Genomic DNA, 23404 nt, shown 5'->3' with positions numbered 1-23404 from the left:
CTGAACAGCGCTATTGTAACGACCTTCATCTCAAGTCAACATTGAAAACGTTAAATATCAAGTCCCTAAGACCAAATCTGTGGTGCCGGGGCAGACCCAGCGCACGACGTCTCTAGTGGCATCGATACAACCGCCCTCAGCATAAACGCCTCTGGCATCTCGGTAGCGCGTCATACGTTCAATAATCCTCTTGAACTGCTCGGGAGACTGTTTCGTGTGCAATACTTTGTCTCGTACGATGTCCTCATTCATCCTAATCTCACCCGAGTCATCAAAGTACACACCATCACGCCAATGGTAAATCTCCAAACACTTATCCGTAAAGCTAAACGGTTTGGCGCGCTCCCACAGGTTGCAAAATTCTCCACCGCCGAGATAAATCACCCAAGAGCCCTCAAACCCTTCGACATCCGCAGAGTGACTGTCAGGATTGCGAAACCATAAGCGACAACCCGGAACATAAAATCGCATAGGCAAAGGTTGATTCAGACTACCAATTTCATAAATAAAAGCATCGTTAAAGTCATCGGCAAGCAAGGCGCGATTTTGCCACTGTGTTTCTAAAGCTTTGTATAAAGTCTGGTTATGACCCTTAAGCTCTTGGGCAATGGCCAACAACATAATATATTCGGCTGCACGTCCACAGGAAAAAGTATAAAGTTGCTCACCGGAACTCTGAGGCTGGGTTGTTTTGATCAATGCCTCCACCATATCGACGCCAGGTCGCAACAAAAAACCACTATTTTCGTCATAGGTCCAGCAATCTTGAGGGCGCTCGAAACCATCCGGATTAAAGGCTAATTCAGTACGACGCGCAGCAACCACAGCAAAATGCCGAACACGCACTGCAGCCTGCAGTTCCTCAACGGAAGGATAACAATAGGAAACAGGTGTACGCGCTAGGCATAGAAGAATTTCAAGATCAAGCTGCGTTGGATCGTTGACGGTATTTAAACCAAGTCGCTTGTTTAAGTTGAGCGTATCGTATTCGGGCGTCAAGGCCAACAAAGCTGGCGTTGCGGTCACTTGGACGAGATACTGATCTCTGTATGAATCGAGGTCGATATTGAGGTAAGCTTGTGCTCCAAGAGCTTGCCTCCAGCTAGAAATTTCAGAAGCTGCGGTTTTCGCTTGCTGCTCATGATCGAACAGCAAACAAATCCCTTCGAGCTCTTCTATCTTGTGTTTTGAATAATCAGCCATTGAGATAAAGAGTTCCTAAGTTAAACCTTTATTCGACATAAGTATGCCTGAATGCGCACTTTATGTCACACACGCTGCCCATGTCGATACCCGAAATTCGTCCAGAACAATCCATTGCTTTGCTCAAAGCGCTGCACATCCTCACAAGGGATGGCAAGCTCAACCAAGACAGCAGACGCAAACTGAAACAGGTCTACCATTTATTTCAGTTTATCGAGCCTTTGCTCAAGCAAATACTACTTAAACACGAGGACTTCTGTGTTGTCGACCATGGTGCGGGTAAATCCTACCTAGGATTTATACTCGTTGACCTCTTTTTACGACACCAGGCGCCCCGTGCGAGTATGGTTGGCATCGAAACGCGGCCAGAACTTGTCGCGCAAACACAAACACTTGCACATGAGCTCGGTTTCACACAGATGCGGTTTCTAAACGAATCTGTATCACAATCCATTCACTCCTCGTCCCTACCCGCTCAGGTCGACCTTGTCACCGCTTTACACGCCTGCAATACCGCCACAGACGATGCGATTCGCTTTGGATTGGCCAAGAATGCCGAGTTCATGGTGCTGGTGCCCTGTTGTCAAGCAGAGGTAGCCGGTGTGCTGCGCAAAAACAAAGCGGAGCAGCTCAAAGACCCCTTGGCAGAAATCTGGCGCCACCCACTACATACAAGAGAGTTCGGCAGTCAGGTTACCAATACGCTGCGCTGCCTCCAACTTGAAGCGCATGGTTATCAAGTCACCGTGACTGAGCTAGTGGGTTGGGAACACTCCATGAAAAATGAATTATTGATTGCTCAACGCAAGGGCCCTCCGAAACCGCACACCATCGCCAGACTCGAAGCGCTTTTGGAACGTCTTGGTTTAGACGAGCTAAAAGAACGCTTTTTTACCCCTCCCTTGGAAGGTATTAAACAAAATACGCAACAAGAAAAAACATCATGATGACTACGCCGATCCGTTTATTGATTGCTGGCTATGGGGATTTAGGTATGCGTGTCGCTCAACGAGTATTGCAAAACCCAACCAATATCGTTTGGGGATTAAAGCGAACGCGTCCTGATGATCAAGAGAACACACCCGGGTTTACATGGTTTAAAGCAGACTTGTCTAACCCAGAAAGCATGAAGGACTTACCTGCTGGCATCTCTCATATTCTGTTTAGTGCTGCCCCGCATGTGCGAACAGAGTCCGATTATCGAGCGGTGTATTTCGATGGTTTACGCAATGTGGTGCAGAATGCATACAGTTCAGCGTTAAAGCGCGTTCTGTTCATCTCCTCAACGGCGGTCTATGGGGACCATGGGGATGAGTGGGTCTACGAAGACACTCCGGTAAACCCAAAGAACTTTAATGGTCGAGTGCTCCTCGAGGCCGAGCAATGGCTTTCCACGTTTGGCCGCGAACATGCATTGACCACACTCAGTCTTAGACTTTCAGGTATTTATGGGCCAGGACGGATTGCGTTGCTTGAAAAGCTCAAGCTTGGACAGGTTGGCGCACCCTCCTCTGCCGCACACTGGTCCAATCGTATTCATATCGACGATGCGGCTGCCGCCGTTGTGCATTTGATGGGATTCGAACATCCTCAATCCATGTATTTAATCACCGACAGTACACCGCTTCCCATGCGCACTCTCTATGAAGCACTAGCGCAGCAAGTCGGGGGGCCAGCACCCCCGGTCTCAGAGTCACCTGCCTTCGTTGGAAGTAAACGTCTCAGTAATGCAAGGATTCGTGAAACGGGCTTTGTCTTTCAATGGCCGGATAGTCGCGATGGCTACAGAGATATTATTCAAGCCGGATAGGATATTTCAAGAATATCGAGTTCTTCGATGCCACCAGGCGTTCTGAAGCTGACGGTATCACCAAGCTTGGCCTTTGTGAGCGCGCGTGCCACTGGCGAAATCCAACTAATGCGCCCTTGTAAAGGCTCCGCCTCATCCACGCCCACGATGGTGATACGTTGCTCTTGCCCTTCTTGATTGGCATACAGCACTGTCGCACCAAAGAATACTTGTTCGCGATTGGTTTGCAGCGCAGGGTCAACGACTTCGGCAAGTTCTAAGCGTTTAGTTAAAAACCGCATGCGGCGATCAATTTCTCTTAAACGTTTTTTACCGTAAAGATAATCGCCGTTTTCAGAGCGATCTCCATTGGACGCCGCCCAAGAAACGATTTGGACCATTGCAGGCCGTTCTTCGTTCATTAAGTGCGCAAGTTCGTCACGTAGCGCAGTGTATCCACCAGGTGTCAGATAATTTTTTGTTCCCACCGGCAGCGCTTTAGCTTCGGGAAGGTCATCATCTTCAACATCATCTTGCTCTTTGACAAAGGCCTTGTTCATCTTTTTTACACCAAGTCTTTCCAAACGGGCTTCAAATCTGAGGGTAACGGAGGCAAGCTGCCCAGCTGAATCCGACTTTCATGAGGGCTATGAAAATCTGAACCACATGAAGCCTGAAAACCATAATGACGCGCGACTTGCGCATATTCTTGAAACTGAGGAACGCTATGACTGCCAGTGATCACCTCGATGGCGTTGCCCCCAAGGTCTTTGAAAGAATCAAAGAGTGCACCAAATTGTGTCGTTGTATATTTATAGCGACCGGGGTGGGCGATCACCGAAGCTCCACCCGCAGCTCCGATCCAACCCAACGCCGACTCCAAAGAAGCCCATTGCATGGGTTCATGCGCAGGACCGTCATCTTTGAGTAGCCGATCAAATACCGCCTGCACCTGCGGAAAGTATCCGGCTTGAACTAGGAAACGCGCGAAATGCGTGCGACTGATGAGTTCTGGATTGCCCGCGAAAGTCAGAGCACCTTCGAATGCCCCTGGCATACCCAGTCCAGCCAAGCGATCGCCAATACGCTTCGCACGCTCCGCACGACCCGCGCGCGTTTGGCGCAAGCCCTCAATGAGAGTGTCATTATTTTGATCAATGCCCAAGCCAACAATATGCACCGTCTGGTTGGCCCAGGTGACTGAGATTTCAACGCCTGTTAAATAGGGTAGTCCGATTTCTCGTGCAGTGTCTATGGCGAGTGCTTGCCCAGAAAGCTCATCGTGATCCGTCAATGACCAAAGGTTCACGCCAGCGTCTTTTGCACGCAAAGCCAGCACATCGGGCGCAAAGACACCATCCGACACTGTAGAGTGACAATGCAAATCCGCACAAAAATTATCAATCAAAGCACTCATCACATTAACACCTTGAGTCACACGCGGTTGCAAGACGTTGGTTCTTTAAAAAATCAGTCACGATCGAGATTTGAACAGGATCCATGAGGGTCGGCGCATGACCCACACCTTGAATCTGTGAAAGTCGAGCGTGAGCTTGAACCTGCAGCATCTTGTGACACGTTTGTTCAGATAGTAAATCTGATTGGTGTCCACGTATGATTTGAATAGGTATATTTAATGAAGTGAAAGCCGCCCACAACATCGTTTCCGCCTGTGCAACTATTTCAGGGGAAACTTGTTTAAACGCTGCAGCAATGGCTAAATCATAGTGTTTAACCCATCGACCGGATTGTTCAATATAAACATGACGCGTTAGATCGTGCCATTGATCGGTTGTATGCTGTCCAAAAGATGCGCAGGTGGCTTGAACATAAGCCACAGCATCGTCAAAACAAGCAAAACTGACGGCCTCTCCGACATATTGACCAATGCGCGCAAGGGAAACTGGCTCGATATGCGGTCCGACATCATTTAACAAAAGCGAATCCAGGGGAAAGTACGTATCTGGAAGGGACGTATGACGTTGCGCAGGCGTGTGCAACGCATTTCTTATCTGTAACTGTGCATACGCACCCGCATATACCAAACCAATCAAGCCTCCCATCGATGTGCCGATCCAATGCAGGCGCTTTGGTTGAACACGCGCTATTAAGGTCACCATATCTGAAACATACTGTGGCAAGGCATAAAAAGCAGGATTCACCAACCAGTCGGATAGTCCGCGACCTACCACATCCGGGCATATCACGCGATAGCGAGTAGAAAGTTCGCTGGCTAATGAGTCGAAATCTCGACCGGTTCGAGTGAGTCCGTGCACGCACAGGATGACCTCATCGCACTCGGGGTCGCCCCACTCGCGATACGCCATACGGTGCAAACCAGCTGGACTGGTGCAGGTCACAGCATGTAAACGGGGTGACAGCATAGTCGGCCTCTCAAGACAAAACTCTGACGGTGCTCAATCTTGTTCTTATTGTAGTCCTTAGCACACAGCAACGCTGCAGTGCAGCATCATAAAAAAAGACCCGAGAATTTACTCTCGAGTCTTCATTGACAAAAAAGCCGATTATTTTTTGAGCATGCCCGCATTACGTGCATCTTCCATGACCAAAGGTTCTTTTTCTTTCATAAAGGCGGGGATTTTGTCGAGTGGGATGTCAACAATCACAAACCCTCCATCCTCAAGACGCTTTTTCGTTACAGGGTCTGCATTCAGCTTTGCCATGTAATCAGACATTTTCTTTTGAACGTCGAGGGGTGTGCTCTTGGGCATTGCAATGCCACGGTATGCGCCGTCGACCCAATTGAGCCCCAGCTCTTTAAACGTAGGAACATCAGGCAGAGCTGGGTGGCGTTGCTCAGTAGCGACTGCGAGAGTCCGTACACGACTTTTTTGTTGAATCGATAGCGGCAAGTAACCCATCGCACCATCAACGTGCATACCAATCAGGGATGCAATCAAATCACCGGTACCTTTGAAAGGCACATAGTTCACTTTGACATCAGCGAGTTTATTGAGTCGTTCTGTGGCCATATGATTGGCCGAATATTGCGCAGAACCAGCGAGTGTCATTTTGCCGGGATTTTTCTTGGCGGCGGCAATGAACTCTTGGTAGGTTTTATAAGGACTGTCAGCCGAGACCATCAATGCATCTGGGGTGAAGTGATAGTAATAGACCGAATTGATATCGTTGGTCTTGTACTGGGTGCCTTCTTGTAAAGGCTGCAACATAATGTGCGGGATATTGACACCAATAACATTAGTGCCATCATTTGGATAATTGTTGAGTTGGCTCCACACCAGCGCACCACCTGCACCTGCTCGGTTGATGACAACCATGGGCTGTTTATGCTGTTTTGCAGAGATATCAGCCTGCAAGCGTGCCACGACGTCTGATTCACCACCGGGTGGAAATGGAATGATGTATTGAATGGGTTTATCAGAAAAAACTTGTGCAGAAGCTTGTGAGGCGCCAAGCAAAGCCACCGACACCAAGCCTAAAATTGTGGCTATTTTTTTAACTTGCATTTTTATATCTCCATTTAGCTTTTATTGACACTAGCCCTTTTCAAAAATAAGAAGCTAGGCGGGTTGAGCACTACTTTACTCCGAGTTTGTTTTAATTATCCGAAAATTACTAAAATTTTTTTAAATTTCCCTTTAGGAAAGGCTTAATCCCTTTCATGCCAATAGCGCTTTCGACTAAATGATTCGGACTGAACTTTCAAGCCTTCTAAGCTTGATTGAACTGTGACAGCACCATGAATATCAGTACGCCAAAAACGCGCGCGCGCACTTAACCAACGCTGCTGCACTCCCTGCGCGGGATGAGAAAATCGATTGAGATATCCCACTTGAGCAATCGCGTGCGATGCGCCTGAAAAACGGACAAATGATTCCGATGATGATGTCAGCGACCCATGATGACCTACCAACACGACGTCGGCAAAAGAGCGACTTGCGTTGTTCGTCAGGGCCAAATCTGTAAGCGTCGCAAGCGGTATATTCAGTCGCTGCAATATTTCCTCTTCTTGCTTGCTGCCAATATCCCCAGTCAGCAAAGCTGAATGATGATTTCCGTGTATGTGCAAAACACAACTTTGCGTATTGGTACGCACTTTTTTCTTTTGTTGTGATGAGTTGTGGCTTTGAAACGTATTAGAGGTGTCGTCTTGGGGGTGGAGAAAGCTAAATCTAACACCATCCCATTCCCAGACATAGCCAGCAACACATGAGGATATCGCGTTGGGTCGGGGTTGGGGGGGGACAGTTGATGCGTTCTGCTTGAACTTTGAAAGCCAACTCTCCAAATTAAAGCTGGAAAATACTTTTTGAATCGAAACCTCGTTCAAAAGCCCGTGCAAGCCACCCGCATGATCAATGTCTGAATGAGAGACCACCAACGCATCAAGTTTCCTGACACCCAAAGCACGCATCACAGGGATCACAACACGTTGCCCTGCATCAGTCGACCCCACTTTAGGCCCTGTATCGAACAACAACGCGTGATGGCGAGTTTGCAACAAGATGGCGCTACCTTGTCCAACATCTAACGCGGACAACCACCATCCTCCATAGGGCATTTGCTTTGGCTGCCAAGATAAAGCGGGCAATAGCAACGTCCACCCCACCCATCTCAATGGGACGCCAGGAGGTTGTAAGGCCCAACATATACCCAAGACACTGAGTACTAAAGACCATAAAGGCATCGCTGCCACCGCAAAAGATGACCAAGCAGCATGCGCAAGCCAACTGACAGGAATCATGCATCCATCAAAGGCGACGTGTGCGATCCATGCAGTCATAGACGCTACCGCCGACAGGCCAGGCACACACGAAATCAGCGCCGTCAAAAGCGCTAACGGTGTCACGATAAATGTGACTACAGGAATGGCAACCGCGTTGGCGAGCGGAGATGAAATTGAAACCTGTTGAAATAGAAAAGCCAAGGCAGGCAACATGGCTAGCGTGATGAGCCATTGCAATCGTGCTGACTCTTTGAGTATTTGCCATATCCGAATACCCGGTGACACCAGCCCTGTCGGAACAGACTCCGCCTGAGATCCCACAAAGAACAATATGGCGACAGCACCAAATGAAAGCCAGAATCCTGATGAAACGGGCGACCAAGGATCAATCACCGTGACCACTGCAGCAGCTAAACACAAAACGCCTGAAGCATTGATCGGCAGTCGCGCCATCATTGCAAGCCCTGAAACTAGCAACATAAAAAATGTTCTTCGTGCAGGCACGCCCCAACCCGCAAGTAAACAATAGAGCCAGGCGACACCGAGCGCTGCAGCACCCGCCATGACTTTTGCGGGAATATGCTCGCCAAGCGCCCTATCGCGCCAGCGCAGTCGTTTCCAAAGCCACAGCATTGAAAGACCACCAAAGGCAGCCAGCATGGTCACATGAGAACCACTGATTGATACAAGATGGGTAATGCCCGTTTTATTAAAAATATTCCAGTGTTCGGTCCTGACGCTATCCTGATCCCCGATCGCCAAGGCAATCAATACCGCGCCATAGGTCATGTCCCCCACGTGTCGACGCATTGCACCTCGAAGCTTTTGACGCGCCAGAGAAACGATCACTTGCATTGAGTGAAAGCCATTCTCACTTAACAAGACAGGACGACCTCGTACGCGTCCGATCGCTCTTATATTTCGACTTAATAAATGTGCCTCATAATCAAAGCCATGAGGATTTAAGGCACCGCGGGGACGTTTAAAAATCAGTGCGGCTCGCCATTGTTGACCGGGCCTAACCTCCGAAGCTTGTTGCTCAGGAAGTGATTTTCGCCAAACAACTTGAATATGCCTTGGGATGCCTGAAGGAATCAGATCCTTATTCACCTCTGTCTGCACGATTGCCTCAAAGCGCAGACTATCACCTTGATCTTGCACCAAACCGTTAACGAGAAACGTCACTCGACTCACAACATTTTCTTGTTCAGCAGAGAGACGGTCGCTCAAACGGAGCTCAGCGCGCCAGCATGACCATGTCAGAGACAATATGAAGGCACAGAGCAGAACTGAAACACGAGCAAAGAGTACAAACCATTTGTTTGAGCAAACACGAAACAATATAAATAGTATGACGCCCCATACAACACACAAGGCAGACAAAACCAAAAGAATTAACCTTTCAGGAAGTACCGGTAAGGTCTGTAAATATACGGCCGCCGCGACGATTGAGAGCGCAATCAGTCTGCCCATCTGATCTCCGGTGAAACACTATATAGTGCAACACTTTTAGATTTAGATAGCTTCGTTTAAATATAAAGATCAGTGCGTAGAGGTACGTATTACTGTGGTGCCATGCTGCAATACTCTTGCCAATCTTGGCAAGACTCGCATTGCTGTGCTGGCAGTTTCTTGGAGCACAAGTTGCTCCGATACCCCTATAAGTTGAGCGAGCGTTTGGGCAATCTGTACAACCTGATGAGGCTCGTTGCGCCGATTGACATGTAACCAGGCTGGCGCAATGTCTGGTGAGTCCGTTTCTAAAACAATCGCGCTGAGCGGTAACTCAACCGCTAAACGACGAATTTGCAACGCACGTGGATAGGTCATCGCCCCTCCAAAACCCATTGCAAAACCTTGCTCAACAAACTGATTAGCTTGTTGCAGGCTGCCATTAAAGGCATGCGCAATTCCTCCTCGAACTGCGCTACGACGCAAATACTTGAGAATGACATCCTGCGAGCGTCTGACATGCAAAATCACAGGCAAATTAAATTCGCATGCGAGTGAAAGTTGTGCCTCGTAAAAATATTCTTGTTTTACGCGCTCTGCACCTGTTGAGATTTCAGAAACAAAAAAATCGAGACCGATCTCCCCAACGGCCAACAGCTTTGGATCATCCTTATATTTGCTCAGCGCATCGTGGAGATGATCCAAATCCTGCATGGTGGCGTGCTGCACATACAGAGGATGAATCCCAAGCGCAAAAAAACCTTGGGGGAAATGATGCGCCAGGTCTCTGACCTGTTCAAAATTCGCATACTCGACTGAGGGGATGACAATCGCAGAGATATTCGCTTGTTGAGCGCGATCGATAACGTCTTGTCGATCTAAGTCGAACTCTTTGGCATCAAGATGACAATGTGTGTCAAAGCGCATCGACCAGTCGCCCAGCATCCATATGTAAACGTCGATCTGCGAGCGCAGCCAACTCGGGGTCATGCGTCACGATTAAAAATGCCGTGTTTGACTCAGTATTCACCTGCTTTAAAAGTTTGAACATCTGATGGGCCGTGTGACGATCCAGATTGCCAGTTGGTTCATCAGCAAGAACACAAGCGGGCCGCGTAACCAACGCTCGTGCAAGAGCGACGCGCTGGCGTTCGCCACCAGATAACTGACCGGGATAATGCGTGGTGCGCGCTGATAAACCCACCATTTCTAAAACCTTGAGCGCCTCAGTGCGCGCGAAATCTCTCGTTTCACGACGCACAATAAGTGGCATGGCTACATTATCGAGGGCAGTAAATTCAGGTAAAAGGTGATGAAACTGGTAAACAAAACCAAGTTCGCGATTCCGTAAACGGCTACGTGCAGACTCGCTCAACCCTTCGGAGGTCTGACCAGCGACCATAATGGAACCTGAACTCGGCATGTCTAACAAGCCAAGCGCGTGCAACAGCGTACTTTTTCCTGAACCCGAGGCGCCGATCACGGCCACCAACTCTCCTCTGGCGATGCCCAAGCTCACGTCACACAACACATCGATTCTGGTGTTTCCATCATCGTAATGTTTGGATATATGTTTTGCTTGTAGTGCAACATCAGTCATGACGTAAGACCTCCGCAGGCTGGAGTCGCGAAGCGCGCCAACTTGGATATAAGGTCGCAAGCAAAGACATGATCAATGAGGTCACACCAATGGTGGTGATGTCGGAAAGCTGTGGATCCGAGGGCAAGGCGTTGATGAAATAAATTTCACGAGGTAAAAATTGAGCACCGATCATGCGCTCAATCGCGGGCACAAGGACGTCAACATTAAAGGCGATCGCCGTTCCGCCCATCACACCCAACAGCGTACCGATCATGCCGATTAACGCCCCTTGGACAAGAAATATACGCGCAATTTCACCGGGGGTAGAGCCAAAACTTCGCAAAATAGCAATGTCCGACTGTTTGTCCTTGACGGCCATTACAAGTGAAGACAATAAATTGAAAGCGGCCACCGCCACGATCAATGTCAAAATCAAAAACATCATGCGTTTTTCTGTCTGAACAGCAGCAAACCAAGTCCTATTGTTGCGAGACCAGTCAGCAATCGCAACGTTTTGAGGAAGGAAGGAAATGAGAGACTGTGCGATTTCGGGTGCGCGATGCATGTCCGTGACACGCAATCGGACCCCCGCCATACCACCATCTCTAAACATGTTGGCAGCATCCGTGGCATCGACGAAAGCAAGCGAAGAGTCATACTCATAATGACCCGAGCGAAAAGTACCTACCAAGGTAAATTGACGCATTCTCGGCGTAAAGCCCGCGGGACTGATATTGGCGGCAGGGGCAAGCATCATGACGGTCTGCCCGATCCTGACCTGTAATAAATCAGCGAGCTCTTGACCTAGAACGATGCCAAACGAACCAGGCTTGAGGTCCGACATTTTGCCTCTGACCATTTGACTCCCCGCATCCGAGACTTGTTTTTCAGCGAGGGGGTCGATGCCCCTCACCTGAATCCCGCGCAATTCTTGCCCACGCATCAGCATCGCCTGCGCAGCAACGAAAGGAGCGGCACCGGTCACTTGGGGTGATTGACGCGCCTGTTTAGCCAGCTCGGACCATTCATCAAGTACCTTGAGAGGTTCGACGCCAGGAACATAAATTTCGATGTGTGGCAAAACCGACAACATACGGTCTCGCACTTCTTTTTGAAAACCGTTCATGACCGACAACACAACGATCAATGCCGCGACGCCCAGCGCGATTCCAACCATCGAAGTCCCTGCGACAAACGAAACAAAGCCGTCACGTTTTCCGCCTCGGGCACGAGAACGCGTCAAGCCCGCGTAGCGGGCGCCAATCCAGAGTTCGTAGGGTAGTTTAAACACCTAGGCATTATCGCATCAAACCCCCATCACGGCACTCCTCCCACTACAATTCGATCTATGCATCTGATTATCAACGGCGCATTGCCGCCCCAAAACGTCGCCCCAGATCTTGCTCCCCACTTGCGTGAGCATTGTCCTGCTTTGATTGAACGCCTAAACCGAAACATCGCGGCCGAGGTGAAGTGTCCGCCAGAGGAAACAGGCTGCACAGCGCAAGAGTTTCTAGCGCTTTCCGCGCTTGGATTTGTCGCGTCTCCCGGGCAGACCCTGAGCAGCGGTTTTGGACCGCTCAGGGCTGGCATCTCAGCACCAAACGAGCAGGTCTGGGTGGCTGATCTCTGTTCTGTCGCAATCGGTCGCGAGGGTGCCAAACTAGCCTTTCCTGAGTCACTTCATTTAAATGCCGAACACGCTAACGCGTTATTCGAGGCAGTCAAGCCTCTTTGGACCGATACTGCGATATCAGCCTTGCCTATTGCTGATGGTCGCTGGCGGGTTTGGCTTGCCCAAGATGCACGTTTAACCTCAATCACACCGGCTGCAGTTTCTCTCTTGTCTGTATCGGATTGGTGGCCACAAGACGACTCAATGAAAGCTTGGCGAAAACTGCTTAATGAAATACAAATGGTTTGGCATCTCCACCCCGTTAATGAGCAAAGAGCCGAACTAGGACTCGAGCCAATAAATAGTTTGTGGCTTTATGGAGGGTCAAGGGGTTGGAAAGCGCTTGATCAAGATTCGACACAGATCCATTATGACAAGCTAACTAAGTCATTTTTAGAGTCGGATTGGGCGAACTGGATCGCACAACTCCAAACTCTTTCTCATTATCTGGCAGCCTTACCGGCGCAAGCAACCATCACACTCGTGGGTGAACGCAGAACAGTCAGCCTAACGGCCCCTCAACAGCGCTGGTGGCATACCCTGTTGCCCCGACGCAATCAAGACTGGATGACATGGTGGACACGCCAAAACTAACCGTACGCCCCTCAGAGCAAGCTTCCACCCAGCACCTCGAGTCTGCCGGAATCCACCCCCTACTCGCTCGTCTCTGGGCGTCTCGAGGCGTCAAAAGGCATGAAGATGTGCTGCTTGACTGGCCAGCCTTGCTCGCGCCAAGTACGTTAACGCAAGCGATGAAAGCCGCCTCTTTATTGGCTGACGCGATTACATCGGGTCAACGCATGTTAATTGTGGCTGATTACGATTGTGACGGAGCAACAGCCTGCGCTGTTGCAATACGTGCACTGACTGAAATGGGCGCGATCGTCGATTTTCTCGTGCCCAACCGCTTTGAAACAGGCTATGGACTCTCGCCGGCTGTGGTTGAACTTGCCGTGAAACACGTATCTGGTCGTCCAGACCTGCTAATCACGGTTGATAACGGAATTGCGAGTGTCGAGGGTGTTGCGGCCGCCAATGCGCTGGGTATTGGCGTGATCGTGACGGACCACCACCTGCCGGGCGATGAATTGCCAAACGCATTAGCGATTGTCAATCCTAATCAACCTGGTTGCTCGTTTCCCTCAAAAAATTTAGCGGGCGTTGGGGTGATTTTTTATCTCATGCTCGCCTTACGTGCCGAGTTCCGAACACGAGGTCATTATCCTGCGAACGGCGGCCCACGACTCGATGCGCTGGCTGATCTGGTGGCTCTTGGCACGGTCGCTGACGTGGTCAAGCTCGACGCAAACAATCGGCTGCTTGTGACGCGAGGCCTAGAGCGGATGCGTCGCGGACTGATGCAACCTGGAATACGCGCATTGTTTGCGGTTGCCGCCAGAGACCCTCAAAAGGCGAGTGGATTCGATCTGGGGTTTGCCTTAGGACCTCGTATTAATGCTGCAGGCCGACTCGCAGACATGGGGCTTGGAATACGGTGCCTGATTACAAACGATGAGATGCAAGCACTTGAACTCGCCCGCGAGCTTGACACCATCAACCGCGAACGTCGTCAAATCGAAAACGTCATGAAAGAACAAGCCTTGGCGGCCACCGAGTCCATACAAACAGGGCAATTAGGCGCTTCGGTCTGTGTATATCATCCTGAATGGCATCAAGGTGTCGTGGGTCTTGTGGCATCACGTCTGAAAGAAAAATATTTCCGACCCACCCTAGCTTTCGCGCCTGCTGGAGAGGATGAGCTCAGAGGTTCTGGGCGCTCTATTCCTGACGTCCACTTACGCGACGTCTTGGACCTTGTTTCCAAACGCAATCCCGGATTGATCAGAAAGTTTGGCGGACATGCCATGGCGGCTGGCCTGACCCTAGGTCGTCACGATTTCGACCATTTTGTACCTGCGTTTGATCTGGCTGTCGTAGAACTAACGGGGCGCACAAGCTTTGAGCCCATCATCGAAACCGACGGCTCCCTTGAGGTCGGCTACGCCAACGCCCAAGTCGCGCATATTTTGGAGCAACAAGTCTGGGGCGCAGGATTTACAGCCCCCCTCTTTTTGGACGAATTTCAAATTCGAAGTCAAAAACTCGTTGGAGAAAAGCACTTAAAACTCTCTGTCCAGCGTGGTCACCAAAGATTTGATGCGATCTGGTTTAACCATACCGAGCGACTCCCTGAATTTGTCAAGATGGCCTATCGACTGGATCAAAACGTTTGGAACGGCGTGATTTCAGTGCAATTGATCATTGAGTATGCTCAAGGGATTTAAGCCTTGTTTACGCAATATTGTCGATCTCCCCCGTTGGCTCGGGCGAGAGTCCGTTAAAATACGGGGTTACATGCATTTTTAGCGGAAATAAAGCTCATGGAAGCAGAACGTCAAAATCAAATTTCAGCGCGTCTCCTCGACTACGAAGCGCGCGAGGCTGCGCTTCGGGGGTATCTTTGACTACGAAGTCAAAACTGAGCGCCTGCATGTTGTTAATGCTGAACTCGAAGATCCTAACGTCTGGAATGATCCTAAACATGCTCAAGACCTTGGTCGCGAGAAAAAGAGCATCGAAGATGTTGTTGTCACACTGACGGCCCTGGCGCAGTCTATCGCTGACTCGCGCGAACTCTTCGAACTGGCAGCCGCAGACAACGACGCCGCAACCTTAGAAGCGATTGAAAGCGACGCTGAACAGTTTCAAGCGACGTTGGAGGGGATGGAATTTAGACGCATGTTTTCCAATCCCGCCGATCCTCTCAATTGTTTTTTAGATATTCAAGCTGGCGCGGGTGGAACTGAGGCTCAAGACTGGGCCTCCATGCTGCTGAGACAGTACCTGCGGTATGCAGAGCGCAAAGGTTTTAAAGCTGAGCTTCTAGAGGAATCAGAGGGTGAGGTCGCAGGCATTAAGTCCGCCACAATCAAAATCGAAGGTGAATACGCGTTTGGATTTCTTCGGACGGAAAGTGGTGTTCATCGTCTCGTTCGAAAAAGTCCGTTTGACTCCTCAGGTGGTCGTCACACGTCATTTGCCAGCGTTTTCGTCTATCCTGAAGTCGATGACTCAATAGAAATCGATATCAATCCGGCTGACTTGCGCATTGATACCTATCGCGCGAGCGGCGCAGGTGGTCAGCACATCAACAAAACCGACTCTGCGGTTCGCATCACCCACATCCCGACTAACATCGTCGTGCAATGCCAAAATGATCGCTCACAGCACCGAAACCGTGCTGAGGCCATGCAAATGCTGAAATCACGTTTGTTCGAACTTGAAATGCGCAATCGAATGGCTGAGCAACAAAAAATGGAAGATGCCAAAACGGATGTAGGCTGGGGGCATCAGATTCGTTCCTATGTCCTTGACCAAAGTCGAATCAAAGATTTGCGTACCAATGTCGAAATTTCAAATACTCAAAAAGTGTTAGATGGCGACTTGGATCCATTTATTCAAGCTAGTCTGAAGCAAGGGGTATAGGCGATGACAACATTGACAATCTTGACAGGCACGACACGCGGTCTGGGCGCTGCGATGGCCGAGGAGCTTGCTACCGGCGGAGAGCATCTTGTGACACTTTCGCGTCAATCATCTCCTTCACTTGCTGCATTGTCCTCTAAGCACGGTACAACGCTGACCCAAATCGAAGTTGATTTAGCGCAGTCCGCAGCTGTAAAAAATGCAGTCTCTGTTTTGCTCCCCCTACTTAAACATCACACACATATCCGTTTTATTCATAACGCGGGTGTCGTCAAGCCGATTGCACAAGCACAGAATTTGACCGATTTAGATGCCATTAACGACGCTTTTCACGTCAACATCACTTCCGCCATATTTCTGACAGCGCAAATTCTTCACAACACGACTCACGCCCTCGATCGTCGCGTGATGCTTATTTCCTCTGGTGCAGGACGAAGTGCAAGTTCAGGCTGGGCTGTTTACTGTTCAACCAAGGCAGCGATGGATCGTTTTGCCGAGGCTGCCCAACTCGATCAAGGAACGAAAGCGCGTGTTGTTTCCATGGCGCCCGGTATTATCGATACGCCCATGCAAGAAACCATCCGCGCGACGTCAAAGGATGACCTCCCGACCTTGGAGCGTTATATTGGGTTCAAAGAAAGTAAACAACTGGCGGCTCCCCTAGCCGTCGCGCAACGACTGCTCATCGTTCTCGAAAGCGAAGCCTTCGGCTCTAAAACCATCGACGACATTCGTCAACATAACGTCTAATCATGACTGATACGAACATTCCACAGCACGACGAAAATCATCTCATCGCTGAGCGCCGTCATAAACTCGCTAGTTTGCGCGCTCAAGGCATCGCTTTTCCAAATGACTTTGTCCCCGAGCATCGAGCCTCATCGCTCCACGCCCGCTTTGGTGAGCAAGACCAAGCAACACTGGCCTCTTTAGCACAACCCGCTTCCGTAGCCGGACGGATGATGCTTAAGCGAGTCATGGGAAAAGCTAGCTTTGCGACGCTTCAAGATAGTACGGGTCGCATTCAGATATACCTTGAGCGCAACAGTCTTGGAGAGGACATTTATGACTCTTTCAAGCAGTGGGATATTGGCGACATCATTGCCATACAAGGTCATATTTTCAAGACAAATAAAGGCGAGCTTTCCATCCATGCGACCCAGGCCCGGGTTCTAGCAAAGTCCTTGCGTCCCCTGCCCGACAAATTTCACGGCATTTCTGACCAAGAGTTACGCTACCGTCAGCGCTATGTTGATCTCATCATGACAGAGCAGACACGCGACACCTTCATGGCGCGGAGCAAAGCGATTAGTGCGATACGTCAAACAATGGTCGAGGCTGGATTTTTAGAGGTCGAAACCCCAATGTTGCACGGCATCCCTGGTGGTGCTGCGGCAAAACCGTTTACTACGCACCACAATGCACTCGACATGGAAATGTTTTTACGTATTGCGCCTGAGCTATACCTCAAGCGACTGATCGTAGGCGGATTCGAGCGGGTCTTTGAAATCAATCGAAACTTCCGTAATGAAGGTGTGAGTCCGCGTCATAATCCTGAGTTCACGATGATGGAGTTTTACGCAGCCTATACAGACTACCAATGGCTGATGGACTTCACCGAGCACATTATTCGGGCGGCAGCGATTCATGCTTGCGGGACCGCCACACTCACCTACCAAGGACGCGAGCTGGACTTATCCAAGCCTTTTCATCGTTTAACGATTGTAGATGCGATTCTCCAGCATGTGCCCGATTTCACAGAAGCGCAACTCACTGATATTGATTTCGTCAAAAACCAACTCAAAAAACGTGGTGTTGATGTCAATGCGCCCAATCTGGCTCATGTCGGTCTTGGCGCGCTCCAGCTGGCTCTGTTTGAAGAAACCGCCGAGTCGCAACTCTGGCACCCGACCTATATTATCGACTATCCGATTGAGGTCTCACCACTCGCTCGAGAGTCTGATACACGCCCAGGGATTACTGAGCGTTACGAGTTGTTCATCACAGGAAGAGAAATTGCGAATGGTTTTTCTGAGCTAAACGATCCAGAGGATCAAGCTGCACGATTTCATGCTCAAGTCAAAGCGAAAGACGCTGGCGACGAAGAAGCCATGTTTTATGATGCCGACTATATTCGTGCACTCGAATACGGCATGCCACCCACCGGTGGCTGTGGAATCGGTATTGATCGCCTTGTGATGCTCTTGACGGATAGTCCAAGCATCAGGGATGTCATCTTGTTTCCGCATCTGCGCAAAGAAGACTAAAGGCGATATCGCTACAGGCGATATAGTGTGAGGACATGTCGTAGGACTTGCCTCACACACACCTACACCATAAAAGGTGCACGCCACGCTAGACCGGCTTCGACGCTTGAACGGGGTTTGTATTCGCACCCAATCCAACCTTGGTAACCCAAGGACTCGATACGACGCAATACCACTGAATAATCCACCTCTCCTTCATCAGGTTCGGCACGCGAAGGCACAGCAGCGATCTGGATGTGACCGATATGCGGAAGATAATATTCGAGCTTGGTAAGGATATCCCCTTCGGCAACGCCTACGTGATAGACATCAAACATGAGCTTGATATTATCGCGTTCACATTGTTCACGAATCGCATTAGATTCGACTTGAGTTGAGTAAAAATACCCAGGCTTATCTCGTTGGTTAATCGCTTCTAGCAAGATCGTAAAATCACAGCGAGCGGCAAGATCTGCCGCCCACTGCAGATTATTGACCAAGGTCTTGGTGGCTAGGACGCGTTGCTCTAACGGGACAATTCCGGGCAACACATGAATCGCTTTCGCACCGGCCTGTTGGCACCACACCAAACTAGCTTCAAAAGACTCTTTGAAATCAGCCTCACGTCCAGGCAAGGCCGCTAAGCCCGACTCACCTAAGGAGGCGTTTCCTATCGGTGCGTTTGCTGCCAGTAGTTTCAAGCCATTGCGTTGACAGGCATCACGAACTTCGGTGGGCGAAGTGTCATAAGGCCAGTGCAATTCAACGGCCGTAAATTCACTGGCCGCCGCACGTTTAATGCGCTCAAGCAAAGGCAACTGCGACCATAAAAAACCAAGATTTGCGGAGAAACGCAGCATTGAACGCCCTAAATGAATACCCGGTTTTTTAATACCCTGTTTTAGAGGCACCAGTAGGTTGAGCACCACGCGCTGTTACGACCGCAGCTTTCGCCGCACTCGCCATCAGCGCCGCTTCATTACCAGGCGTCACCATCTGAAAACCTTGTTTGATTCTCATGGCGGCCGCTTCACCTGAAGAGCAAAAAATACCGGCTATTTTGCCATGCGCAAGAGCGCGTGTTCGAATATGCTCCACGGCCTTCATGACGACAGGATCATCCGACTCAGATTTAGGAACAGAACCAAGCGCTAACGCAAGATCGTTCGGACCGATATAAATACCGTCCAGCCCTTCAATCGCAAGGATCTTGTCCAAATTATCTAAACCCGCTTGGGTCTCAATCATGCCAAGCGCCAAGATCTCTTTGTCAGCATGCGGATAGTAATCAGCACCTCCATACAACGTGGCCCGCGCAGGTCCAAATGAACGTTGGCCGTGGGGTGGATAGCGGCAGGAGGCAACAAAACTTGCCGCATCATCCACAGTCGAAATCATGGGGCAGATGATTCCGTAGGCGCCACTATCAAGCAAACGCATAATCTGGGAAGGGTCATTCCATGGCACACGCGCCAAGGGAATGGCCGGCGTTGAGGATAGTGCCTGAAACATCGGCAGCGCAGCATCAATACCAATCATGCCATGCTGTAAATCTACCGTGACTGAATCAAAGCCTTGGTGCCCGATGATCTCTGCAGAATAAGAGGATGGGATGGCCAACCAGCCATTGATGACAGGTAGACCTGAAGCTATTTTTTGGCGAATACTATTGGCTCTCATGCTATCTCCACTGTTATTGATATGCGAGATACTTTACACGATTTAAATCCAAGCGTATTTAGTGATTCTCTTTGGCGTGATTAATCGTATAGCGCGGAATTTCGATCGTTAGATCAAGATTCGCGACTTTGGCCTGACAGGCTAGTCTAGAAGTGGTGGATAGCCCCCAAGCACGGTCTAAAAGATCCTCTTCGGAGTCAGAAGCCTCAGCAAGAGAATTAAAACCTACTTTGACAACGACATGGCACGTCGTACAGGCACAAGAAAGCTCGCACGCATGCTCAAGCTCGACATCGTTATCCAACAAGACGCGACAAATCGACACGCCAGTTGGAGCATCCTCGATCACTTTACCTTGCGGGCAAACTTCAGGATGAGGTAATACAGTAATTTTTGGCATGGTTAATCCTATAAATCCTCTAACGATCGGCCCGTTAGCGCTGCCCTAATGCTGCGATCCATACGTCGGGCCGCGAAATCATCGGTCACGGCCGAGAGCATTTTGACAGCGACTCGAATGACATCCACATCATCACCTGCCGCCGCTTCAGTCGTCATCTGTAATTGCTGGGCAATCCGTGTTTGCTCAACCGCGCTCAACAAGTCAGCATCTGCAGCAAGTGCGGCCTTGACAGACTCAATCAGTTGTTGGGCATCAACTTGCTGTTCACGCAACATGCGCATTTGAGCATCGAAGCCAGCCTTAGACATACCCTCGGTCAACATCCGAGAGATCTCATCGTCACTCAGACCAAAAGAAGGTTTTACGGTGACGGAGGCCTCAACGCCCGAACCTAGTTCTCTAGCAGAAACACTCAGCAATCCATCCGCATCCACTTGAAAAGTGACGCGTATTTTGGCAGCTCCAGCGACCATCGCAGGAATGCCTCTGAGCTCGAAACGCGCCAATGAACGGCAATCAGAAACTAAATCGCGCTCACCTTGAACAACATGCACAGCCAATGCGGTCTGTCCGTCTTTAAAAGTCGTGAACTCTTGAGCGCGGGCAACCGGAATTGTGCTGTTACGCGGAATAATATGTTCAACCAAGCCACCCATCGTTTCAAGACCGAGTGTCAACGGTGTGACATCAAGCAATAGCCAATCTTCACCGGGGTGACGGTTACCGGCCAAAAGATTCGCCTGTAAGGCCGCGCCAAGCGCCACCACTTGGTCTGGATCTAAGTCAGTCAGTGGTGTCGTACCAAAAACATCTCCCACGCGCTGACGCACGATCGGCATTCTTGTTGAACCACCCACCATCACAACGCCTTTAATATCTTGGATTGTCAGAGAGGCATCCTTGAGCGCTTGCTGAACACAAGAAATCGACCGCACTATTAAGGGCTCCGCAATCCGCTCAAAAGCCTCTCGTGTCAGTGTCAGGGTATCGGTCTGACCATCAATGACTACAGACTCAGCGTGCTCAGAAACATCCGTCAGAGATTCACGCAAGCGACGCGCTGCACTCAAGAGCGTCCGACGAGTCTGATGACTCACGGCTGTCAATTGCCGTGCTTTGATGAAATTGTCCGCAATCAAGGCGTCGAAGTCATCTCCGCCTAAGCGTGTATCGCCGCCCGTTGCAATGACCTCAAACACCCCACGTGCCAGTCTTAGCAGTGAAACATCAAAGGTGCCGCCGCCTAAGTCATAAACGGCGTAGACACCTTCGGAGCCATGATCAAGACCATATGCAATCGCTGCGGCAGTCGGTTCATTGAGCAAACGTAAAACATTTAAACCAGCCAGCCGAGCCGCGTCCCGAGTTGCTTGACGCTGGGCATCATCAAAATAAGCGGGAACCGTAATGACGGCACCCACTAATGCATCGCCCAAAGTCCCTTCGGCTAAAAGCTTTAACTTCTCTAAAATTTTGGCGGCAATCTCGACGGGAGACAAGGAGGCATGCCGAGTATGCACGCGGACACTCTGCCCGTCTTCGACAAACTCGTAAGGCATACCAGAGTTCAATGCTTCTACATAAGAACGGCCCATGAGACGCTTGATCGATACGAGCGTATCAAGCGGAAATAACTCTTGTTTGGAAAGCGCTTGAGCGCCTACCAACGCTTGACCGCATGCTTCAATAAAGACAGCGGAAGGAACAAGGGCTCTGCCTGCTTCATCGGCAAGGACTTCTGGCACGCTGCTGCGCACTGCGGCGACAAGGGAGTGCGTTGTACCTAAATCAATCCCGACCGCCAAGCGACGTTGGTGTGGTGCGGGTGATTCACCGGGCTCAGAAATTTGCAATAACGCCATATATTTGATTCAGTTGCGCACTCTGTGCAGCGTAGAGACCGCAAGGCCTAATCAATTGCACGCAATTGCGCAATCATCTTATTTAAAAACATCCATTCACGCACGCGTGGAGCCGCTTGATCATAGCGATCCTGATCAAGAAACTTACCAACCTCAATCATCAGCGCATTTTCTGCGAGTGACAGCTCTGCATTGAGGGATTGATAAGCAAGTTCGCGCGCAGGGGAGTCATGACTTTCTTCAAGCAACGCGTCTAACTGCTCATGCCACGTCATTTGACGGAATAAAAAATCGGGCGACATCGCCGTGTTGGTTTCAACTTGAAGATCAACGCCAGCGAGTTCACACAAATAGCGAGCTCTGAACATCGGGTCTTTTAAAATCCGATATGCCTCGTTTGCCTGTGAGCTCCACTGCATCGCAACGCGTTTTTCAGCAGCCGAACGCGTCGCGAATCGATCTGGATGAACCGCGAGCACCACCCTCTTCCAAGCAGCCTCTAGCGCTTGATGATCTAGACTAAAAATGCGAGGAAACCCAAGTAGGGCAAAATGATCCTGCGTAGCCAGAGAGCGATCCGTTGTAGCGTCCAAGTCTATTTAAACCGTGAAAGACTCACCACACCCACAAGTTGCCTTTTCATTCGGATTACGGAACTTAAAACCCTCGTTGAGTCCTTCGCGTGCGTAATCAAGCTCGGTACCTTCGAGATAGGTGAGGCTCTTTGGATCAATGAAGACTTTAACGCCGAAACTCTCGAATACTTGATCTTCGGCCACAGCCTCATCGACGTATTCAAGTTTATAGGCCATCCCAGAACAACCTGTTGTTCGAACACCCAAACGCAACCCAATACCGCTACCGCGTTTTTGGAGATATTTGCCGATATGGTCGGCAGCCTGAGAGGTAAGTGTGACGCCCATGATCATCCCGTATGCTTATTTTTGTAGTCCTCAACCGCAGCCTTGATCGCGTCTTCAGCAAGAATAGAACAGTGGATCTTGACAGGAGGCAATGCCAACTCTTCGGCGATCTGCGTATTGCGAATCGTCAATGCTTCATCTAGCGTTTTACCTTTGACCCACTCTGTCACGAGTGAGCTCGAGGCGATCGCCGAGCCACATCCATAAGTTTTAAAGCGCGCGTCCTCAATGATACCGGCTTCGTTGACACGAATTTGTAATTTCATCACATCGCCACAGGCTGGGGCGCCGACCATGCCGGTACCCACTTGCTCATCGCTCTTGTCGAACGTACCGACATTGCGGGGGTTTTCGTAGTGATCTAAGACTTTGTCGCTATATGCCATTTTATTCTC

23 protein-coding genes are annotated in these 23404 nt (G+C 50.0%); 7 read left to right on the top strand and 16 right to left on the bottom strand.

Features of this window, described 5'->3' with window-relative positions; translation table 11 throughout:
- Positions 1–57: 57 nt before the first annotated feature.
- Positions 58–1203 (bottom strand): TGL-type protein-glutamine gamma-glutamyltransferase, encoded by a 1146-nt coding sequence (locus AC8GE9_RS00755; RefSeq protein ID WP_506675208.1) that lies wholly within the window; start codon positions 1201–1203, stop codon positions 58–60.
- Between the two features lie 62 nt (positions 1204–1265).
- Here AC8GE9_RS00755 and AC8GE9_RS00750 point away from each other — a divergent pair, with 62 nt between their 5' ends.
- Entirely contained in the window at positions 1266–2150 is an 885-nt protein-coding gene (locus tag AC8GE9_RS00750) for a class I SAM-dependent methyltransferase (RefSeq protein WP_506675207.1), read from the top strand.
- The gene (locus AC8GE9_RS00745) at positions 2147–3013 is read left to right on the top strand and encodes an SDR family oxidoreductase (protein WP_506675206.1); all 867 of its coding nucleotides are present in this window, start codon (positions 2147–2149) and stop codon (positions 3011–3013) included. The genes AC8GE9_RS00750 and AC8GE9_RS00745 overlap by 4 nt, the downstream gene beginning before the upstream one ends.
- On the opposite strand, the gene greB is transcribed toward AC8GE9_RS00745, so the two are convergent.
- The 8 genes from greB to AC8GE9_RS00705 form a co-directional block, all read right to left on the bottom strand.
- Positions 3001–3552, bottom strand: a complete 552-nt coding sequence (greB, locus tag AC8GE9_RS00740) for a transcription elongation factor GreB (protein ID WP_506675205.1) — start codon at positions 3550–3552, stop codon at positions 3001–3003. The two genes, AC8GE9_RS00745 and greB, sit on opposite strands and share 13 nt — an antisense overlap.
- Before the next feature lie 5 nt (positions 3553–3557).
- Positions 3558–4409, bottom strand: coding sequence for a PHP domain-containing protein (locus tag AC8GE9_RS00735; protein ID WP_506675204.1), 852 nt, complete (start codon positions 4407–4409; stop codon positions 3558–3560).
- A gap of 4 nt (positions 4410–4413) precedes the next feature.
- Positions 4414–5376: an alpha/beta fold hydrolase gene (locus AC8GE9_RS00730; protein WP_506675203.1), complete on the bottom strand. Its 963-nt coding sequence runs from the start codon at positions 5374–5376 to the stop codon at positions 4414–4416.
- A gap of 141 nt (positions 5377–5517) precedes the next feature.
- Positions 5518–6480 (bottom strand): Bug family tripartite tricarboxylate transporter substrate binding protein, encoded by a 963-nt coding sequence (locus AC8GE9_RS00725; protein WP_506675202.1) that lies wholly within the window; start codon positions 6478–6480, stop codon positions 5518–5520.
- A gap of 143 nt (positions 6481–6623) precedes the next feature.
- Complete coding sequence (locus tag AC8GE9_RS00720) at positions 6624–9173, bottom strand: DNA internalization-related competence protein ComEC/Rec2 (protein ID WP_506675201.1); 2550 nt, start codon at positions 9171–9173, stop codon at positions 6624–6626.
- Positions 9174–9242: 69 nt separating this feature from the next.
- Positions 9243–10079 (bottom strand): TatD family hydrolase, encoded by an 837-nt coding sequence (locus tag AC8GE9_RS00715; protein WP_506676285.1) that lies wholly within the window; start codon positions 10077–10079, stop codon positions 9243–9245.
- The gene (locus AC8GE9_RS00710; RefSeq protein ID WP_506675200.1) at positions 10069–10752 is read right to left on the bottom strand and encodes an ABC transporter ATP-binding protein; all 684 of its coding nucleotides are present in this window, start codon (positions 10750–10752) and stop codon (positions 10069–10071) included. The genes AC8GE9_RS00715 and AC8GE9_RS00710 overlap by 11 nt, the downstream gene beginning before the upstream one ends.
- On the bottom strand, positions 10745–11977 hold the full coding sequence (locus tag AC8GE9_RS00705) for a lipoprotein-releasing ABC transporter permease subunit (RefSeq protein WP_506676284.1): 1233 nt from the start codon (positions 11975–11977) through the stop codon (positions 10745–10747). The genes AC8GE9_RS00710 and AC8GE9_RS00705 overlap by 8 nt, the downstream gene beginning before the upstream one ends.
- Before the next feature lie 105 nt (positions 11978–12082).
- On the opposite strand from AC8GE9_RS00705, the gene AC8GE9_RS00700 reads away from it, so the two are divergent.
- From AC8GE9_RS00700 to lysS, 5 genes are all read left to right on the top strand, one after another.
- Entirely contained in the window at positions 12083–13003 is a 921-nt protein-coding gene (locus AC8GE9_RS00700) for a hypothetical protein (RefSeq protein WP_506675199.1), read from the top strand.
- The gene (gene recJ / locus AC8GE9_RS00695; RefSeq protein WP_506676283.1) at positions 12982–14694 is read left to right on the top strand and encodes a single-stranded-DNA-specific exonuclease RecJ; all 1713 of its coding nucleotides are present in this window, start codon (positions 12982–12984) and stop codon (positions 14692–14694) included. Before AC8GE9_RS00700 ends, recJ begins: the two co-directional genes overlap by 22 nt.
- Positions 14695–14790: 96 nt before the next feature.
- Positions 14791–15895 (top strand): peptide chain release factor 2 gene (prfB, locus tag AC8GE9_RS00690; protein WP_506675198.1). Its coding sequence is split into 2 segments (ribosomal slippage): positions 14791–14871 and positions 14873–15895, totalling 1104 coding nucleotides; the frame shifts between segments, so codons are not numbered across the junction.
- Positions 15896–15898: 3 nt separating this feature from the next.
- A complete protein-coding gene (locus AC8GE9_RS00685; protein WP_506675197.1) occupies positions 15899–16645 on the top strand; it encodes an SDR family NAD(P)-dependent oxidoreductase in 747 nt (248 codons plus the stop codon).
- Between the two features lie 2 nt (positions 16646–16647).
- A complete protein-coding gene (lysS, locus tag AC8GE9_RS00680; RefSeq protein ID WP_506675196.1) occupies positions 16648–18162 on the top strand; it encodes a lysine--tRNA ligase in 1515 nt (504 codons plus the stop codon).
- Between the two features lie 62 nt (positions 18163–18224).
- Here the strand turns inward: lysS and AC8GE9_RS00675 are convergent, their stop codons facing one another.
- From AC8GE9_RS00675 to iscU, 7 genes are read right to left on the bottom strand one after another with little or no spacing between them, the layout of a single operon-like run.
- Positions 18225–19001: a hydroxypyruvate isomerase family protein gene (locus AC8GE9_RS00675; RefSeq protein WP_506675195.1), complete on the bottom strand. Its 777-nt coding sequence runs from the start codon at positions 18999–19001 to the stop codon at positions 18225–18227.
- A gap of 28 nt (positions 19002–19029) precedes the next feature.
- Entirely contained in the window at positions 19030–19821 is a 792-nt protein-coding gene (locus tag AC8GE9_RS00670; protein WP_506675194.1) for an HpcH/HpaI aldolase family protein, read from the bottom strand.
- A 58-nt stretch (positions 19822–19879) separates the two neighbouring features.
- Positions 19880–20221 (bottom strand): ISC system 2Fe-2S type ferredoxin, encoded by a 342-nt coding sequence (fdx, locus tag AC8GE9_RS00665; protein ID WP_506675193.1) that lies wholly within the window; start codon positions 20219–20221, stop codon positions 19880–19882.
- Positions 20222–20229: 8 nt separating this feature from the next.
- Positions 20230–22086: a Fe-S protein assembly chaperone HscA gene (gene hscA, locus AC8GE9_RS00660; protein WP_506675192.1), complete on the bottom strand. Its 1857-nt coding sequence runs from the start codon at positions 22084–22086 to the stop codon at positions 20230–20232.
- A 47-nt stretch (positions 22087–22133) separates the two neighbouring features.
- Entirely contained in the window at positions 22134–22655 is a 522-nt protein-coding gene (gene hscB / locus AC8GE9_RS00655) for a Fe-S protein assembly co-chaperone HscB (protein WP_506676282.1), read from the bottom strand.
- Positions 22656–22685: 30 nt separating this feature from the next.
- Positions 22686–23009, bottom strand: coding sequence for an iron-sulfur cluster assembly protein IscA (gene iscA / locus AC8GE9_RS00650; protein ID WP_506675191.1), 324 nt, complete (start codon positions 23007–23009; stop codon positions 22686–22688).
- Between the two features lie 2 nt (positions 23010–23011).
- Positions 23012–23395, bottom strand: a complete 384-nt coding sequence (gene iscU / locus AC8GE9_RS00645) for a Fe-S cluster assembly scaffold IscU (RefSeq protein ID WP_506675190.1) — start codon at positions 23393–23395, stop codon at positions 23012–23014.
- Positions 23396–23404 lie beyond the last annotated feature (9 nt).

The sequence above is a fragment of the Zwartia lucis genome (assembly GCF_965234455.1).
GTDB classification, from domain to species: domain Bacteria; phylum Pseudomonadota; class Gammaproteobacteria; order Burkholderiales; family Burkholderiaceae_B; genus Zwartia; species Zwartia lucis.
This window is presented reverse-complemented; position numbering and strand designations above follow the sequence as displayed.

What these genes read in the sequence shown, in the direction of transcription:
- AC8GE9_RS00755 (WP_506675208.1), bottom strand. Translation starts at nt 1,203, where the DNA reads ATGGCTGATTATTCAAAACACAAGATAGAAGAGCTCGAAGGGATTTGT.
- AC8GE9_RS00750 (WP_506675207.1), top strand. Translation starts at nt 1,266, where the DNA reads ATGTCACACACGCTGCCCATGTCGATACCCGAAATTCGTCCAGAACAA.
- AC8GE9_RS00745 (WP_506675206.1), top strand. Translation starts at nt 2,147, where the DNA reads ATGATGACTACGCCGATCCGTTTATTGATTGCTGGCTATGGGGATTTA.
- greB (WP_506675205.1), bottom strand. Translation starts at nt 3,552, where the DNA reads ATGAACAAGGCCTTTGTCAAAGAGCAAGATGATGTTGAAGATGATGAC.
- AC8GE9_RS00735 (WP_506675204.1), bottom strand. Translation starts at nt 4,409, where the DNA reads ATGAGTGCTTTGATTGATAATTTTTGTGCGGATTTGCATTGTCACTCT.
- AC8GE9_RS00730 (WP_506675203.1), bottom strand. Translation starts at nt 5,376, where the DNA reads ATGCTGTCACCCCGTTTACATGCTGTGACCTGCACCAGTCCAGCTGGT.
- AC8GE9_RS00725 (WP_506675202.1), bottom strand. Translation starts at nt 6,480, where the DNA reads ATGCAAGTTAAAAAAATAGCCACAATTTTAGGCTTGGTGTCGGTGGCT.
- AC8GE9_RS00720 (WP_506675201.1), bottom strand. Translation starts at nt 9,173, where the DNA reads ATGGGCAGACTGATTGCGCTCTCAATCGTCGCGGCGGCCGTATATTTA.
- AC8GE9_RS00715 (WP_506676285.1), bottom strand. Translation starts at nt 10,079, where the DNA reads ATGCGCTTTGACACACATTGTCATCTTGATGCCAAAGAGTTCGACTTA.
- AC8GE9_RS00710 (WP_506675200.1), bottom strand. Translation starts at nt 10,752, where the DNA reads ATGACTGATGTTGCACTACAAGCAAAACATATATCCAAACATTACGAT.
- AC8GE9_RS00700 (WP_506675199.1), top strand. Translation starts at nt 12,083, where the DNA reads ATGCATCTGATTATCAACGGCGCATTGCCGCCCCAAAACGTCGCCCCA.
- recJ (WP_506676283.1), top strand. Translation starts at nt 12,982, where the DNA reads ATGGTGGACACGCCAAAACTAACCGTACGCCCCTCAGAGCAAGCTTCC.
- AC8GE9_RS00685 (WP_506675197.1), top strand. Translation starts at nt 15,899, where the DNA reads ATGACAACATTGACAATCTTGACAGGCACGACACGCGGTCTGGGCGCT.
- lysS (WP_506675196.1), top strand. Translation starts at nt 16,648, where the DNA reads ATGACTGATACGAACATTCCACAGCACGACGAAAATCATCTCATCGCT.
- AC8GE9_RS00675 (WP_506675195.1), bottom strand. Translation starts at nt 19,001, where the DNA reads ATGCTGCGTTTCTCCGCAAATCTTGGTTTTTTATGGTCGCAGTTGCCT.
- AC8GE9_RS00670 (WP_506675194.1), bottom strand. Translation starts at nt 19,821, where the DNA reads ATGAGAGCCAATAGTATTCGCCAAAAAATAGCTTCAGGTCTACCTGTC.
- fdx (WP_506675193.1), bottom strand. Translation starts at nt 20,221, where the DNA reads ATGCCAAAAATTACTGTATTACCTCATCCTGAAGTTTGCCCGCAAGGT.
- hscA (WP_506675192.1), bottom strand. Translation starts at nt 22,086, where the DNA reads ATGGCGTTATTGCAAATTTCTGAGCCCGGTGAATCACCCGCACCACAC.
- iscA (WP_506675191.1), bottom strand. Translation starts at nt 23,009, where the DNA reads ATGGGCGTCACACTTACCTCTCAGGCTGCCGACCATATCGGCAAATAT.
- iscU (WP_506675190.1), bottom strand. Translation starts at nt 23,395, where the DNA reads ATGGCATATAGCGACAAAGTCTTAGATCACTACGAAAACCCCCGCAAT.